The organism is Microcella daejeonensis (assembly GCF_026625045.1).
Taxonomy (GTDB): Bacteria; Actinomycetota; Actinomycetes; order Actinomycetales; family Microbacteriaceae; genus Microcella; species Microcella daejeonensis.
Genome location: NZ_CP113089.1, coordinates 2408284 through 2424415 on the forward strand (window position 1 = coordinate 2408284; position 16132 = coordinate 2424415).

The following is a 16132-nucleotide window of genomic DNA, read 5'->3' on the forward strand; positions in this document are numbered from 1 at the left end:
GAGGGCGGCCGATGACGGAGACGACGCAGAGCACGGCGAGCCTTCGCGCGCTGCTTCCCCGGCTGTTCTCCCGCGCGCAGCCGGTCGGCGGCTTCGAGCGGCTCATCAAGACCGTCCGCTCCCAGCACCCGAAGGCGGACATCGCGCTGCTGGAGCGCGCGTACCAGGTCGCCGAGCGCGCGCATCGCGGCCAGAAGCGCAAGAGCGGCGAGCCGTACATCACCCATCCCGTCGCGGTGACCCAGATCCTCGCCGAGCTGGGCATCGGAGTGAAGACGCTCGCCGCATCGCTGCTGCACGACACCGTCGAGGACACGCCGTACACGCTCGACCAGCTGCGCGCCGACTTCGGCGACGAGATCGCGATGCTCGTCGACGGCGTGACCAAGCTCGACAAGGTCAAGTACGGCGACGCCGCGCAGGCGGAGACGGTGCGCAAGATGATCGTGGCGATGTCCAAGGACATCCGCGTGCTGCTGATCAAGCTCGCCGACCGTCTGCACAACGCCCGCACGTGGGGCTTCGTCGAGAGCGAGTCGGCCCGGCGCAAGGCGCAGGAGACGCTCGACATCTACTCGCCGCTCGCGCACCGTCTCGGCATCTCGACCATCAAGTGGGAGCTCGAGGACCTCTCGTTCGCGGTTCTGCAGCCGAAGCTCTACGTCGAGATCGAGAGCCTGGTGCGCAACCGCACGCCCGAGCGCGAGGCCTTCGTGCAGCAGGTGATCGACGCCGTCACGAGCGACCTGCGCCAGTCGCGCATCAAGGCGCAGATCGTCGGTCGGCCGAAGCAGTACTACTCGATCTACCAGAAGATGGTCAACCGCGGCCGCGACTTCGACGAGATCTACGATCTCACCGGCATCCGCATCCTCGTGAACTCCATCCGCGACTGCTACGCCGTGCTCGGCGCGGTTCACGCGCGGTGGAACCCGATGCCCGGCCGCTTCAAGGACTACATCGCGACCCCGAAGTTCAATCTCTACCAGTCGCTCCACACGACGGTGTTCGGGCCCGGCGGCCGCCCCGTCGAGATCCAGATCCGCACCCAGGAGATGCATCAGCGCGCCGAGTTCGGCGTGGCCGCGCACTGGAAGTACAAGGAGCGGATGAACTCGGGCCGCAGCGAGCTCGACGGCGGCCGCAGCGACACCGACATGGCCTGGCTCGCGCACATCAGCGACTGGCAGGCGGAGACGAGCGACCCGGGGGAGTTCCTCGACAACCTGCGCTACGAGATCGGCGCGAAGGAGGTCTACGTCTTCACCCCGCAGGGGAAGGTCATCGGGCTGCCCAGCGGCGCGACCCCCGTCGACTTCGCCTACGCGGTGCACACCGAGGTCGGGCATCGCACGATGGGCTCGAAGGTGAACGGGCGCCTCGTGCCGCTGGAGACCGTGCTGAACTCGGGCGACACCGTCGAGGTGTTCACCTCCAAGAACCCCGACGCCGGCCCGAGCCAGGACTGGCTCGCCTTCGTGACGAGTCAGCGCGCGCGCTCCAAGATCCGTCAGTGGTTCACGAAGGAGCGGCGCGACGAGGCCGTCGAGCAGGGCAAGGACGCCATCGCCCGCGCCATGCGCAAGCAGAACCTGCCGCTCCAGCGGCTCATGGCGCAGGACTCCCTCGCGCACGTCTCCTCCCAGCTGCGCTACGAGACCGTCGAGGCCTTGTACGCCGCCGTCGGGGAGGGGCACGTCTCGACGCAGTCGGTCATCGAGAAGATCGTCGCCGCGCTGCACGTGGAGTCGGAGAGCGAGGACGAGGCCTTCGTCGTGCCGACGCGCTCGCGCACCCCGGTGCGCACGAGCGATTCGGGAGTGCTCGTCCGCGGCGCACCGGACATCCTCGTCAAGCTCGCCAAGTGCTGCACGCCCGTGCCGGGCGACGCCATCGTCGGCTTCGTGACGCGCGGCCAGGGCGTCAGCGTGCACCGCGGGGACTGCACCAACGTGCAGTCGCTGCTGAACGAGCCCGACCGCATGATCGACGTCGAGTGGGCCCCCACCACGAAGAGCGTGTTCCTCGTGCAGATCCAGGTCGAGGCGCTCGACCGCGCCGGGCTGCTCTCGGACGTCACGCGGGTGCTCTCGGAGCACCACGTCAACATCCTCTCCGCGAGCGTCAACACCTCACGCGATCGCCTCGCCATCAGCCGCTTCGTCTTCGAGATGGGCGACACGACGCATCTCGACCGCGTGCTCAACGCCGTGCGCCGCATCGACGCCGTCTACGACGTCTACCGCGTCAGCAACGGCTGAGCCGAGCAGCGCCGCCGCCCGCTCGATCCGATCGTTCGCGCGGCGGCGGCCGGCCGAACTCGGGCGCCGATCGGCGATCATGCCGATGCGCTGCACCGTGAGACCGTGGTGGCGCATCCCGGCCGCGATCAGGGTGATCACGTCGTCGCCCTCGTCGTGCCGGGCGAGATCGACGATGGTGCGCTCGGGGCTCGTCACCGCCACACCACCGGGGTGACGGAGCTCGTCGCCGTCGATGACGACCTCGCGCGCGCGCAGCCCCTGACGGCGCGTCGACGAGATGCGCGCCCGGGAGTCGATGCAGATGGCGATGCCGACGCGCCGGGCCGTCCAGCCCCAGACCCAGGCCGCCGTGCGATCGGCGACGATGCCGCGCGACGGGAGCTCCGGGCGCAGGGAGGCGGCGCGGCTGCGGGGGCTGGGCGGCAGATCGGCGGGCTCCCATCCGGCGCCGACGGCGAAGAGCTCGCCGTCGAGCTCGGCGGCGCGCAGCTCGGCCGCCGAGAGGAGTGGGGGATGGAGGACGGCGGGGAGGAGTCGGCTCATGGCGGAGAGGATGCTGCGCCGGGCATCCCCTCGTCGGACGGGGCGACGGATCGGGGGAGAACGACCGACGGGGCCGCCCTGGGGAGAACCCCGGGGCGACCCCGTCGTGCGGTCTCGGCCGTCAGCGGTCGACGGCGGACAACCAGGCCTTGCGTGCTTCGAGCGCCTCGGTCAGCTCCGCGGTGCGGGCGGCGTCCTTCGCCGCGGTCGCGGCGGCCAGATCGGCCTCGAGAGCGGCGATGGCGTCCTGCAGCTGGCCGGCGAGGCCCTCCGCGCGCGCCTTCTTCTCGGGGTCGTTCTTCTTCCAGTGGTCCTCCTCGAGCGTGCGCACGTGCGTCTCGATCGCACGCAGGCGATCCTCGACGACGCGCACCTGGTCGCGGGGCACCTTGCCGATCGCGTCCCACTTGCGCTGGATGCCCGTGAGGGTCGCGCGCGCCTTGACGCGGTCGGTGGCGGTGAGCAGCGGCTCGGCCTCGGTCAGCAGCGCCTTCTTCGCCTCGAGGTTGGCGGTGAACTCCTCGTTCTCCTGCGCGTCGACCTCCGCCTTGGCGGCGTAGAGCACGTCGCCGGCGGCCTTGAACGCGGCCCACAGCGCATCGTCGACCTTCTTGCCGGCCCGACCCGCGAGCTTCCACTCGTCGAGCAGGCGGCGGTAGGCGGGAATGCCCCCGGTGCCCTGCGGCGCGAGCGCCTCGGCCTGCGCGACGAGCGCCTGCTTGCGCTGCTTGGCCTCCTTGTGCTCGGCGTCGAGGCCGGCGAAGAACGAGCGGCGGTGGGTCTCGACGGTGCTGCGCGCCGAGCGGAAGCGCTTCCAGAGCTCGTCGGCGTCTTTCTTCGGCAGGCGAGGACCGTTCTGCTGGTGGTCCTTCCACTGCGTGAAGAGCGCGTCGAGAGTCGCCGTCGCCTGCTTCCACTGGATGCTCTGCGGATCCTTCGCGGCGAGGGCCTCGGCCTCCACCACGAGCGCCGTGCGGTGCTCGAGGGCGGCCGCGACCGCGGCGCGCTGCTCGGCCTGCTGCTCCTCCGTGAGCTTCTCCACCGCGCCGGTGAGGGCGCCGACCCGCGTGCGGAGGGCCTCGATGTCGCCGACCGCGGCGGGCTCCTCGAGCGCGGCCGTCAGCGAGCGGACCGTCTTCACGATGTCGGCGGCGGGAGCGCCGCCCTTGGCGCGCTGCTCGAGCAGCCGCACCTGGCCCTCGAGCTCGGTGAACTTGCGGGTGAAGTAGGCGAGAGCCTCCTCCGGGGTGCCGTCGGGGTACTGGCCCACGGCGCGCTCCGCACCGCGATCGGTCACGTACACCGTGCCGGTCTCATCGACCCGGCCCCAGACGGTCTGCTGGTTCTCTGCCACCACGCCTCATATCCCCATCGACTGCACCGGCTCGCCGTGCGCGCACCGGACGGTTGATCAGCATATTCCACCGCTCGCCGGGTGGAGGGCGGGCCCGGGGCGCGGGCGGCTTTCGCTACTGGATCGTGATGCCGCTGATCGTCGCGGGCACGGCGGGGCGGCCGTCGCTCGCGCCGTCCTCCGTGCCGGCGTCGACGATGCCGGTGCGGAGCCCGTCGAGACCGCTCGTCACGCGCCCGAGCACGGTGTAGCCGCCGGCGGCGTCCGAGGGGATGGTCGACTCGTCGTAGACGATGAAGAACTGGCTGCCCTGGCTCTCGGCGTTGCCGCCCTGGCGGGCCATCGCGAGCACGCCCTCGGCGTAGACGTCGTCGTCGGGGGCGTTCTCGATCGGTCCGAAGCGGTAGTCGGGCCCGCCGGTGCCGTCACCGTTCGGGTCGCCGCACTGCAGCACGAAGATGCCCGCCGTCGTCAGGCGGTGGCACGAGGTCCCGTCGAAGAAGCCCTCCTGGGCGAGCGTGACGAACGACGCGACCGCCTGCGGGGCGGCGGCGCCGTCGAGCTCGATGCCGAGCGGCTCGATGCCGTCGATGGCGAGCTCGCCCGTCCACGTGCGGTTCTCGCTGACCGCGGGGTCGGGCGCCTGCCCGGTCGGCTCGTCGCTCGCGGCCGGGGTCTCGCTCGCTCCGGGGGAGGGGCTCGCACTCGGCGTCGTCGAGGGAGCACCCGGGCCGGCGCCGAAGTACAGCAGCTGGGCGCCGACGGCGAGCGCGATCACGAGCACGCCGACGACGGCGACGAGCACGTTGTCGCGACGGCGGCGGTCGATCTGGGTGCGGTGCACGGTCTGCCGCGCCTCGTAGCGCTTCAGCCGCTCGCGCGCCTCGCGGTCCTGCCCTGCGATCCGTGCCACCGATGCCTCCTCGTCGTGCGGGTCGGGCGATTGCCGGGGGGAACTCTAGTCGAGCATCCCCTCGCCCCCGCCGAGGGCGATCGGTGTCGGAGGCGGCCGATACGATCGCCGGTATGGATGCCGCACCCGGCCTCGGCAGCGCCGCGGTCCCTCTCGCCGTGCGCATGCGTCCCACGCGTCTCGACGAGGTGGCGGGTCAGACGCACCTCCTCGGGGCCGGATCCCCGTTGGTCAGCCTCGCCCGCGACGACGGCGCCCCGCCCTCCGCGGTCTCCGTCATCCTGTGGGGTCCTCCCGGCACGGGCAAGACGACGCTCGCGCAGGCGATCGCCCGCCAGTCGGGCCGGCGCTTCGTCGAGCTGTCGGCGATCACCGCGGGCGTGCGCGACGTGCGCGAGGTCATGGAGCGCGCGCTCTCCGACCGCGACCTCTACGGCTCGTCGACCGTGCTGTTCCTCGACGAGATCCACCGCTTCACGAAGGCCCAGCAGGACGCCCTGCTGCCCGGCGTCGAAAACGGCTGGGTCATCCTCATCGCGGCGACGACCGAGAACCCGAGCTTCTCCGTGATCTCGCCGCTGCTGAGCCGCTCGCTGCTGCTCACGCTCGAGGCGCTCTCCGACCTCGATCTCGGCGTGCTGGTCGATCGGGCCGTGACCGACCCGCGCGGTCTCGCCGGCGCGGTGTCGCTGGCCGACGACGGGCGCGAGTCGATCATCCGTCTCGCCTCGGGGGATGCCCGGCGCGCGCTCACGGCGCTGGAGGCCGCGGCGCAGTCCGCCCGTGCCACCCCGGCCCCGGCCGCGAAGGGCAAGAAGTCGGCGGGGGCGGCGGCCGCGCCCGTGATCACCGCCGAGACGGTGGCCGCCGCGGTCGACCGGGCCCTGCTGCGCTACGACAAGAACGGCGACGAGCACTACGACGTCATCAGCGCCTTCATCAAGTCGATCCGCGGCAGCGATCCCGACGCGGCTCTGCACTACCTGGCGCGCATGATCGAGGCGGGGGAGGACCCCCGCTTCATCGCCCGCCGCGTCATCATCTCGGCCGCGGAGGACATCGGCGTGGCCGACCCGCACGCGCTGCCGCTCGCGGTGGCCGCGGCGCAGGCCGTGCAGCTCATCGGCATGCCCGAGGGGCGCATCCCGCTCGCCGAGGCGGTCGTCTACCTGGCGACCGCGCCGAAGTCGAACGCGGCGTACCTCGGCATCGACGAGGCGATCGCCGACGTGCGCGCGGGGCGCATCGGCCGCGTACCGAAGCCGCTGCGCGACGCGCACTACCCCGGGGCGAAGCGGCTCGGCCACGGCAAGGGCTACGTGTACCCGCACGACGACGCGCTCGGCGTGGTGGCGCAGCAGCACCTGCCCGATCCGGTGAAGCGGCGCGAGTACTACCGGCCGACCGAGCGGGGGGCCGAGCGCGAGATCGGCGCGCGACTGGCGAAGCTGCGGGCCATCATCCGCGGCGCCGCGCGCGGGGAGTGACCGCGCCGGGCGGGACGACCCCCGTCTGCTAAGCTCTACCGGCCCGTCAGATATGGGCACACCCTCCCCTGCGCATCGACTCGATCGATGCTGTTCCCCGAAGCGCCTCGGCGTGCGCCTCGGATCGGACGGAGCGGTCGTACGTCCGTGAGCCGTGAGATCCCCGGCCACGAGCATGGAAGGACACCTGTGTCGACCAAGTCGCGCACCCGCAGCAAGACCCGCCTCTCCCGGGCCCTCGGCATCGCCCTGACCCCGAAGGCGGCCAAGTACCTCGAGAAGCGCCCCTACGCTCCCGGCGAGCACGGCCGCACCAAGCGGAAGGCCGACAGCGACTACGCCGTCCGTCTCCGTGAGAAGCAGCGTCTCCGCGCCCAGTACGGCATCCGCGAGGCCCAGCTCCGCATCATCTTCCAGGAGGCCCGTCGTACGGCCGGCCTGACCGGTGAGAACCTCGTCGAGCTGCTCGAGATGCGTCTCGACGCCCTCGTGCTGCGCGCCGGCTTCGCCCGCACCACCGCGCAGGCCCGCCAGATGGTCGTGCACCGCCACATCCTCGTCGACGGCAAGATCGTGGACCGCCCGAGCTTCCGCATGAAGCCCGAGCAGACCATCCACGTGAAGCCCAAGAGCGAGGGCATGGAGCCGTTCCAGGTCGCCGCCGCCGGCGGTCACGTCGACGTGCTGCCCAAGACCCCCGCGTACCTCGAGGTCGAGCTCGACAAGCTGCAGGCGCGCCTCGTGCGCCGCCCGAAGCGCGCCGAGGTCCCCGTGACGTGCGAGGTCCAGCTCGTCGTCGAGTACTACGCCGCGCGCTAGCACTCACCGCATCGCCTCCGACGGGGGCCCGGCCTCGTGCCGGGCCCCCGTCGTCGTCCCCGCCGCGGCACGCTGCGCGTCGAGCGCGCGCCGATAGGGTGGAGGGGCGTCAGCGGCCCCGTGCCGCGCATCCTGCACGCACCATCGAGACGCGCACCACACCCGCGCTCGCGATCGCAAGGAGAACCCATGAAGAACGCACTCTGGCTCGTGCTCGGCGTCGCCCTGGGCGCTGTCGTCGCCCACCAGGCCTCGAAGACCCCGCAGGGCCGCCATTTCTTCGACGAGATCGACGCCAAGACCCGCGAGTTCACCGACGCGGTGCTCGAGGGCTACCAGCAGCGCGAAGCCGAGCTGCGCGCCGCCGTCGCCGAGGCCGAAGAGACGATCGCCGACCTCACCGACCGCCTGAAGTAAGCCCCCGGCCGGGCCCCGGCCTCTCCCGCATCACCGACGCCCCAGGAATACCGCGACCCCATGCAGACCGCCGACATCCAGCGCCGCTGGCTCGACTTCTTCGGAGACCGCGGCCACACCGTCGTCCCCTCCGCCTCGCTCGTCAGCGACGACCCGTCCCTGCTCTTCACCGTCGCGGGGATGGTGCCGTTCGTGCCGTACCTCACCGGCGTCGTGCCCGCGCCGTACCCGCGCGCCACGAGCGTGCAGAAGTGCATCCGTACGAACGACATCGAGGAGGTCGGCAAGACCCCTCGCCACGGCACGTTCTTCCAGATGAACGGCAACTTCTCGTTCGGCGACTACTTCAAGGAGGGCGCGATCTCGTACGCCTGGGAGCTGCTGACGAGCTCGCAGAGCGACGGCGGTCTGGGCTTCGCGGAGAAGGACCTCTGGGTCACCGTCTACGAGGACGACGACGAGGCGATCCGCCTCTGGAAGTCGATCGCGGGCCTGCCCGACGAGCGCATCCAGCGGCTCGGCATGGACACCAATTACTGGTCGACCGGCCAGCCCGGCCCCGCCGGCCCCTGCTCCGAGATCTTCTTCGACCGCGGCCCCGCGTACGGCATCGACGGCGGTCCGGCGACGGACGACGACCGCTACGTCGAGATCTGGAACCTCGTCTTCATGCAGTACCTGCGCGGCGAGGGCACCGGCAAGAACGACTTCGAGATCCTCGGCGAGCTGCCGCAGCAGAACATCGACACCGGCATGGGCATGGAGCGCGTCGCGTTCCTGACCCAGGGCGTCGAGAACATGTACGAGATCGACCAGGTGCGCCCGGTGCTCGACGCCGCCGCCGCCATGTCAGGCCGCCGCTACGGGGCCGACCACGGCGACGACGTGCGCATGCGCGTCATCGCCGACCACGTGCGCTCGAGCCTCATGCTCATGACCGACGGCGTGACGCCCGGCAACGAGGGCCGCGGGTACATCCTGCGCCGTCTGCTGCGGCGGAGCATCCGCGCCATGCGCCTGCTCGGGGTCGACGCCCCGAGCTTCGAGGTGCTGTTCGCCGCCTCGCGCGACGCGATGAGCGCCGCCTACCCCGAGATCACCGAGCACTACGACCGCGTCTCGCGCCTCGCCCTCGGCGAGGAGGAGGCGTTCCTGCGCACGCTCACCGCCGGCACGAGCATCCTCGATCTCGCCGTGGCGGAGACGCAGCAGCAGGGCTCGGCGACCCTCGCCGGCGACACCGCCTTCCAGCTGCACGACACCTTCGGGTTCCCGATCGACCTCACGCTGGAGATGGCGGAGGAGGCCGGGCTCAGCGTCGACCGCGAGGCCTTCGACCGCCTCATGGCCGAGCAGCGCTCGCGCGCCAAGGCCGACGCCAAGTCGAAGAAGGGGCAGCTCGCCGACCTCAGCGTCTACGGCGCGTTCCGCGCCGCGGGCGAGACCCGGTTCCTCGGCTACGAGCAGCTCGAGACCGAGTCGAGCGTGCTCGGCATCATCGTCGGCGGCACGAGCGTCGACGTCGCCCAGGAGGGCGAGATCGCCGAGATCATCCTCGCCGAGACGACCCTCTACGCCGAGTCCGGCGGCCAGGAGTCGGACGAGGGCTCGATCGTCGGCACCGGCTTCGATCTCGAGGTGCTCGACGTGCAGCGCCCCGTCGCGGGACTCTTCAGCCACACCGTGCAGGTGCGCCGCGGCGAGGTGCGCGTCGGCGCGCTCGCGCGCACCCAGGTCGACCCCGTCTGGCGGCGCTCGGCGGCGCAGGCCCACTCGGCGACGCACGTCATCCACGCCGCGCTGCGGCAGACGCTCGGCGACGAGGCCCACCAGTCGGGCTCGTACAACAAGGCCGGCTACATGCGCCTCGACTTCAGCTGGAACCAGGCCCTCTCGGCCGCGACCCGCAGCGAGCTCGAGGAGATCAGCAACATCGCCGTGCGCGACAACCTGCCCGTCGAGACCCGCGTCATGGGCCTCGACGAGGCGAAGTCGCTCGGCGCCATGGCGCTCTTCGGCGAGAAGTACGGCGACCGCGTGCGCGTCGTCGACATCGGCGGGCCGTGGTCGCGCGAGCTCTGCGCGGGCACCCACGTCGGGTCGAGCGCCGAGATCGGCATGATCAGCCTCGTCAGCGAGTCCTCGGTCGGTTCGGCCAACCGCCGCGTCGAGGCGCTGGTCGGTCTCGAGGCGTTCCGCGAGTTCGCCGCGGAGCGCGCCCTCGTGCAGCAGCTCAGCGCCAACCTCAAGACCCCGCGGGATCAGCTCGTCGGCCGCATCGCCGACCTCGGAGCCCAGCTCAAGGCCGCCGAGAAGCGGCTCGCCCAGCTCGAGTCGAGCCGGCTCAGCGAGAAGGTCCCCGCGCTCGTCGCGACCGCCGCGCCGCAGGGCGCCGTCACCGTCGTCGCGCAATCGCTCGGCGCGCTCGGCTCCGCCGACGACCTGCGGCAGCTCGCCACCTCGGTGCGCGAGCGGCTCAGCGCGCAGGCCGCCGTCGTCGTGCTCGCGGCAGAGGTCGCGGGCAAGGCCGCGGTCATCGTCGCCACCACGCCCGCCGCCCGCGAGGCCGGCGCGAAGGCGGGCGCTCTCGCGCGCGTCGCCTCGGGCGTGCTCGGCGGCGGAGGCGGCGGCAAGGACGACCTCGCCCAGGGCGGCGGCACCGATGCGGCCGCGATCCCGGCCGCGCTCGAGGCCGTGCTGGCCGAGCTGCGCGGCTGAGGCTCGCCCCGATGCGCCTCGGCGTACGACTCGGCGTCGACGTGGGCACCGCGCGCGTGGGCGTCGCGCGGTGCGATGCGCACGGGATCCTCGCGACGCCGGTCGAGACGCTGCCGCGCAAGAAGGGCATGATGGCGGGCATCCACCGCCTCGTCGCCGAGTGGGAGCCGATCGAGATCGTCGTCGGACTGCCGCTCGCGCTCTCGGGCTCCGAGACGGCGTCGACGCAGGATGCGCGCGATGTCGCCGCCCTCATCGCCCGCCAGGTCGCCGTGCCGGTGCGGCTGGTCGACGAACGGCTCACGACCGTGACCGCCGCCCGCTCGCTGCGGGAGTCGGGGCGGGACGGGCGCACCTCGCGCTCCGTGATCGACCAAGCGGCCGCTGTTATCCTGCTCCAGCACGCGCTGGACCACGAGAAGTCGCGGGGAGAAGCCCCCGGCGAGCTGCTGGTTCCCGACGGAGGATCACCCTGACTGTGAGCGACGACGACGCCTGGGACGCGATCTTCCGATCGCAGCCCGACACCGCCCGCACCGAGCAGGGCTCCGCGGCCCCCGGCTCATCCACCGGATCACCGGCCGGCGCACCCGTCGGCGGCCCGGCGGCCGCGGAGCCGCCGGTGACGCGCGCGGCGCTCCGCGAGCGGGGTGCCGCGGCGCCCGACCGCCGATCGGCCCGTCAGATCCTCGACGAGGGCCGGCCGCCGAGGCGCCGCAGGGTGTGGCCGTGGGTGCTCGGCGTGCTGCTGCTGCTCGGCGGCCTGGGTGCCGGTGCGGTGGCGTACGCCTGGGCGAACTACGAGCCCCAGCTGCGCGAGGCGCTCGGCTGGGAGCTGCCCAACGACTACGAGGGAACGGGCAACGGCACCGAGGTGCTCGTCACGATCACTCCCGGCGAGATCGGATCGGACATCGCGACGACCCTGCAGGAGCAGGGCGTCACGATGACCTACGACGCGTTCTACGACCTGCTGCTCGCCGACCCCTCCATCGCGTTCCAGCCCGGAACCTACGCGCTGCAGGAGGAGATGTCGGCGCAGTCGGCGCTGGATGCCCTGCTCGACCCGGCGAACCGCCGCGAGTCGACCGCCACCATCCGCGAGGGTCTGCGCGCCGGCCAGGTCATCGACATCCTCTCCGCCGCCACCGGTGTGCCGCTCGCCGACTACGAGGCGGCGATCGCCGACCTCGCCGCCCTCGGGCTCCCGCCGGAGGCGCCGACCGTCGAGGGCTACCTGTTCCCGGCCACCTACACCTTCGAACCCGGCACCCCGGCGATCGATCAGGTGCGGCGCCTCGTCGACGAGACCTTCGCGCGGCTCGATGCGCGCGGCGTCGCCGCCGAGGATCGGCACCGCGTTCTCACGATCGCCTCGCTCGTGCAGAGCGAGGCCCGCCTCCCCGAGGACTTCTACCGCGTCAGCCGGGTCATCCAGAACCGGCTCGACGACGGCTGGCGGCTCGAGTTCGACTCGACCGCCCAGTACGGCAGCGCGCAGGCCGACGGCTCCGTCTTCTCGACGCAGGAGACGCTCGAGGCCGACAACCCCTACAACACCTACGTGATCGAAGGGCTGCCGATCGGTCCGATCGGGAACCCGGGCGACCTGGCCGTCGAGGCCGCGCTCGCCCCCGCCGAGGGCCCGTGGCTGTTCTTCGTCACCGTGAACCTCGACTCGGGGGAGACCGTCTTCTCGGAGACCGTCGCCCAGCACGAGGAGGGGGTCGCGCAGCTGCGCCGCTGGTGCAGCGAGAACCCCGGCAACAGCGCCTGTGGCTGATCCGGTCGGCTCGGCCGACCGCCGTCGGCTCGCCGTCATCGGGTCGCCCATCGAGCACTCCCTCTCGCCGGCCCTCCACGCCGCCGCCTACGCGCGCCTCGGACTCGACTGGGCCTACGGCCGCGAGCAGGTGACCGTCGACGGGCTGCCCGCATTCCTCGACGGCCTCGACGGCACCTGGCGCGGCCTCTCAGCGACGATGCCGCTCAAGGAGGCTCTGCTGCCGCTGCTCGACGCCTACGACGAGGACGTCGCGCTCACCGGCGCCGCCAACACCGTACTGCTCCACGACGGGCGCCGAACCGGCCGCAACACCGACATCGCGGGCGTGCGCACCGCCCTCGAGCGGGCGGGTCTCACGACGCTCCGCCGCGCCGCGATCGTCGGGGCCGGCGCGACGGCGCGCTCCATCGTGGTGGCGCTCGCGCGGCTCGGCGCGGTCGAGCTCGACGTGCTCGTGCGCGAGGAGTCGCGAGCCGGGGCGCTGCTCGACCTCGCCGAGCGCCTCGGGCTGGAGGCGGCGCCGCGACCGCTCGGCGACCTCGAGCGGCTCGTACCCGCGCACGAGGTCGTGGCGTGGACGCTGCCGAACGGCGTGCCGCCCGGCGGGGTGGTCCCCGAGGCGGTGCGACGGGCATCCACTCTTCTCGACGTCACCTACCACCCGTGGCCGAGCCCGCTCGCCGAGCAGTGGCGCGCCGTCGACGGCGCCGTCGCCTCGGGCCGCGACATGCTGCTGCACCAGGCGGTGCGGCAGGTGCGCCTCTTCGTCGGCGGCCCGGATGCCGCTCCGATGCCCGAGGAGGCCGAGGTCGAGAGGGCCATGGCCGCCGCCCTCGCCTAGCCGCGCACGGCGGGGCTCCCGGTGGCGCGAACCCCCGGCGACCGCGTGGGAGGATGGGGTCATGTTGCGCTGGTTGACCGCCGGAGAATCCCACGGCCCCGAGCTCATCGCCGTCATCGAGGGGATGCCCGCGGGCGTTCCCGTGACGCGCGAGGCGATCCAGGCCGACATGCAGCGGCGCAAGCTCGGCTACGGCCGAGGCGCCCGCATGAAGTTCGAGCAGGATGAGCTCACGATCTCGGGCGGCGTGCGCCACGGGCGCACGATGGGCAGCCCCGTCGCCCTGCGCATCGGCAACACCGAGTGGCCGAAGTGGACGACGGTCATGAGCGCCGAGCCGGTCGATGCGAGCGAGCTCACCGGCGGCCGCGGCGCGCCGCTCACCCGCCCGCGCCCCGGCCACGCCGACCTCGTCGGCATGCAGAAGTACGGCTTCGACGAGGCCCGCCCCGTGCTCGAGCGCGCGAGCGCCCGCGAGACCGCCGCCCGCGTCGCGCTCGGCGCCGTCGCGCGCGCGTTCCTCGGCGAGCTCGGGATCCGCCTCGTGGCTCACACGCTCGCCATCGGCACCGTGCGCGTGCCCGACGACGCCCCGCTGCCGCTGCCGGGCGACGTCGATCTGCTCGACGCCGACCCGCTGCGCTGCCTGCACCCGGAGACGAGCGCCCGGATGGTCGCCGAGGTCGACGACGCGCACAAGACCGGCGACACCCTCGGCGGCGTGGTCGAGGTGCTCGCCTACGGCCTGCCCCCGGGTCTCGGCTCCTACGTGCACTGGGATCGCCGACTCGACTCGCGCCTCGCCGGTGCTCTCATGGGCATCCAGGCCATCAAGGGCGTCGAGGTCGGCGACGGGTTCCAGACGACGGAGCGCCGGGGCTCGGCGGCGCACGACGAGCTCGTCGTCGGCGCCGAGGGCATCGAGCGCCTCAGCGACCGCGCCGGCGGCGTCGAGGGCGGCATGAGCACCGGCACCGTGCTGCGGGTCCGTGCCGGCATGAAGCCCATCGCCACGGTGCCGCACGCGCTGCGCACGATCGACGTCGCCACCGGGGATGCGGCTCCGGCCCATCACCAGCGCTCCGACGTCTGCGCCGTGCCCGCCTCGGGCGTCGTGGCGGAGGCCATGGTCGCGCTCGTGCTCGCCGAGGCGGTGCTCGAGAAGTTCGGCGGCGACGCCGTCTCCGAGACGAAGCGCAACCTCGAGAGCTACCTGGCGGCGATGCCCGAGGCGCTCACGACCGTCGTCTCCGACGGCCGCGGCTGAGCATCCCGCCCGTGCCTGCCCCCTCGGGTGCCGCCGAGCCGGCGCGCACGACGCCCGCCGTCGTGCTCATCGGCCCCCCGGCGGCCGGCAAGAGCCGCCTCGGCCGTCGCCTCTCGCGCCTGCTCGATCTGCCGCTCATCGACACCGACCGCCTCGTCGTCGAGGCGCACGGCCCCATCCCGCAGATCTTCGCCGAGCACGGCGAGCCGGTGTTCCGCGCGTGGGAGCGGGAGGCGGTCGCCGCCGCGCTCGAGCAGCGCGCCGTCGTCTCGCTCGGCGGGGGAGCGGTGCTCGACCCGGCGACGCAGCAGCAGCTCGCCGGTCTGCCGGTCGTGCTGCTGACGCTGTCGGCGGAGGCCGCCGCCGCCCGGCTCGACGGCTCCTCCCGGCCGCTCGCCGGCGGCGTCGAGGCCTGGACGGCGCTCGTCGCCGCGCGCGCCCCGCTGTACGAGCGGCTCGCGACCGCGAGCTGGGACACCTCGCGCCGCCCCCTGGATCGCATCGCGCAGGAGATCGCCGACTGGGCGACCGCGCACGACGCCGACCCGGCCGCCGCACGCATCACCACCCGCACCACCGACCGAAGCTCCGACCCCGCCGTCGAGCCCCGAGAGGATTCCCCGTGACCGACGCCCCGCCCACGATCATCGAGGTCACGGGCTCCGCCCCTCACCGCATCCACGTCGGGCGCGGCCTCGTCACCGAGCTCGGCGCGCACCTGCCGCCCACCGTCGCGAAGGTGCTCGTCGTGCACGCGCCCCCGCTCGCCGCCGTCGCCGAGCGGCTCCGCGAGCAGCTGGCCGGGCGCATCGAGGTGCTGCTCGCCGAGGTCCCCGACGCCGAGGGCGCGAAGCGCATCGAGGTCGCCGCCTTCTGCTGGCAGATCATGGGCCAGACCGACTTCACCCGCACCGACGCCGTCATCGGGCTCGGCGGGGGAGCGACCACCGACCTCGCGGGCTTCGTCGCGGCGACCTGGCTGCGCGGCGTCGCCCTCGTGCAGGTGCCGACGACCGTGCTCGGCATGGTCGACGCCGCCGTGGGCGGCAAGACCGGCATCAACACCGCGGAGGGCAAGAACCTCGTCGGCGCCTTCCACGCTCCGCACGCGGTGATCGTCGACCTCGACCTGCTCGAGGGGCTGCCCACCCACGAGATCCTCGCCGGCTTCGCCGAGATCGTGAAGGCCGGCTTCATCGCCGATCCGGTCATCCTCGATCTGCTCGAGGCCGACATCACCGTCGCCACCGACCCCGCGAGCCCCGTGTTCCGCGAGCTGGTCGAGCGCAGCATCCGCGTCAAGGCGGCCGTGGTCAGCGACGACTTCACCGAGCAGGGGCGCCGCGAGCACCTCAACTACGGGCACACGCTCGGGCACGCGATCGAGCACGCCGAGCGCTACCGCTGGCGGCACGGTGCGGCGATCGCCGTCGGCATGGTCTTCGCCGCCGAGCTCAGCCGCCTCGCCGGCGGTCTCGACGACGCCACGGTCGAGCGCACGCGGCGCATCCTCGCCTCGCTCACGCTGCCCACGGGCTACCCGCTCAGCCGCTGGAAGACGCTCCTCGCGACGATGCAGCGCGACAAGAAGGCGCGCGCGGGCATGCTGCGGTTCATCATCCTCGAGGCCGAGGGGCGCCCGCGCGTGCTCAACGGCACCGACGAGTCGATGCTGTTCGCCGCCTACCAGGAGGTCGGCGAGTAGGCGAAGCCGCTCGCCCGA

At 72.8% G+C, this 16132-nt stretch carries 13 protein-coding genes; 11 read left to right on the forward strand and 2 right to left on the reverse strand.

Translation table 11 applies throughout. The features are described from left to right. The first annotated feature begins 11 nt into the window (after positions 1-11). The gene (locus tag OVN18_RS11630) at positions 12-2261 is read left to right on the forward strand and encodes a RelA/SpoT family protein (RefSeq protein WP_267737184.1); all 2250 of its coding nucleotides are present in this window, start codon (positions 12-14) and stop codon (positions 2259-2261) included. Between the two features lie 667 nt (positions 2262-2928). Here OVN18_RS11630 and OVN18_RS11635 read toward each other — a convergent pair. Continuing rightward, positions 2929-4161: a DUF349 domain-containing protein gene (locus OVN18_RS11635; RefSeq protein WP_267783034.1), complete on the reverse strand. Its 1233-nt coding sequence runs from the start codon at positions 4159-4161 to the stop codon at positions 2929-2931. Positions 4162-4276: 115 nt separating this feature from the next. Continuing rightward, positions 4277-5074, reverse strand: coding sequence for a peptidylprolyl isomerase (locus tag OVN18_RS11640; RefSeq protein ID WP_267780935.1), 798 nt, complete (start codon positions 5072-5074; stop codon positions 4277-4279). A gap of 113 nt (positions 5075-5187) precedes the next feature. On the opposite strand from OVN18_RS11640, the gene OVN18_RS11645 reads away from it, so the two are divergent. From OVN18_RS11645 to aroB, 10 genes are all read left to right on the forward strand, one after another. Then, on the forward strand, positions 5188-6561 hold the full coding sequence (locus OVN18_RS11645) for a replication-associated recombination protein A (RefSeq protein ID WP_267780938.1): 1374 nt from the start codon (positions 5188-5190) through the stop codon (positions 6559-6561). Positions 6562-6750: 189 nt separating this feature from the next. Next, positions 6751-7380 (forward strand): 30S ribosomal protein S4, encoded by a 630-nt coding sequence (rpsD, locus tag OVN18_RS11650; protein WP_267780940.1) that lies wholly within the window; start codon positions 6751-6753, stop codon positions 7378-7380. A 189-nt stretch (positions 7381-7569) separates the two neighbouring features. Further along, entirely contained in the window at positions 7570-7797 is a 228-nt protein-coding gene (locus OVN18_RS11655; protein ID WP_168915723.1) for a hypothetical protein, read from the forward strand. 60 nt (positions 7798-7857) lie between these two features. Further along, positions 7858-10515 (forward strand): alanine--tRNA ligase, encoded by a 2658-nt coding sequence (gene alaS, locus OVN18_RS11660; RefSeq protein WP_267780941.1) that lies wholly within the window; start codon positions 7858-7860, stop codon positions 10513-10515. An 11-nt stretch (positions 10516-10526) separates the two neighbouring features. Then, positions 10527-10991 (forward strand): Holliday junction resolvase RuvX, encoded by a 465-nt coding sequence (gene ruvX, locus OVN18_RS11665; protein WP_267737190.1) that lies wholly within the window; start codon positions 10527-10529, stop codon positions 10989-10991. 2 nt (positions 10992-10993) lie between these two features. Then, positions 10994-12298, forward strand: a complete 1305-nt coding sequence (gene mltG, locus OVN18_RS11670; protein WP_267780943.1) for an endolytic transglycosylase MltG — start codon at positions 10994-10996, stop codon at positions 12296-12298. Further along, positions 12291-13142, forward strand: a complete 852-nt coding sequence (locus OVN18_RS11675) for a shikimate dehydrogenase (RefSeq protein WP_267780945.1) — start codon at positions 12291-12293, stop codon at positions 13140-13142. Before mltG ends, OVN18_RS11675 begins: the two co-directional genes overlap by 8 nt. A 61-nt stretch (positions 13143-13203) precedes the next feature. Next, positions 13204-14409, forward strand: coding sequence for a chorismate synthase (gene aroC / locus OVN18_RS11680; protein WP_267737193.1), 1206 nt, complete (start codon positions 13204-13206; stop codon positions 14407-14409). A gap of 11 nt (positions 14410-14420) precedes the next feature. After that, positions 14421-15035, forward strand: coding sequence for a shikimate kinase (locus OVN18_RS11685; protein ID WP_267780947.1), 615 nt, complete (start codon positions 14421-14423; stop codon positions 15033-15035). Further along, the gene (aroB, locus tag OVN18_RS11690) at positions 15032-16114 is read left to right on the forward strand and encodes a 3-dehydroquinate synthase (protein ID WP_267780949.1); all 1083 of its coding nucleotides are present in this window, start codon (positions 15032-15034) and stop codon (positions 16112-16114) included. The genes OVN18_RS11685 and aroB overlap by 4 nt, the downstream gene beginning before the upstream one ends. The last annotated feature ends 18 nt before the right edge of the window (positions 16115-16132 follow it).

Excerpts from the sequence above, each read along its gene's own strand:
- OVN18_RS11630 (WP_267737184.1), top strand. The coding sequence starts at position 12 with ATGACGGAGACGACGCAGAGCACGGCGAGCCTTCGCGCGCTGCTTCCC.
- OVN18_RS11645 (WP_267780938.1), top strand. The coding sequence starts at position 5,188 with ATGGATGCCGCACCCGGCCTCGGCAGCGCCGCGGTCCCTCTCGCCGTG.
- OVN18_RS11655 (WP_168915723.1), top strand. The coding sequence starts at position 7,570 with ATGAAGAACGCACTCTGGCTCGTGCTCGGCGTCGCCCTGGGCGCTGTC.
- alaS (WP_267780941.1), top strand. The coding sequence starts at position 7,858 with ATGCAGACCGCCGACATCCAGCGCCGCTGGCTCGACTTCTTCGGAGAC.
- ruvX (WP_267737190.1), top strand. The coding sequence starts at position 10,527 with ATGCGCCTCGGCGTACGACTCGGCGTCGACGTGGGCACCGCGCGCGTG.
- aroC (WP_267737193.1), top strand. The coding sequence starts at position 13,204 with ATGTTGCGCTGGTTGACCGCCGGAGAATCCCACGGCCCCGAGCTCATC.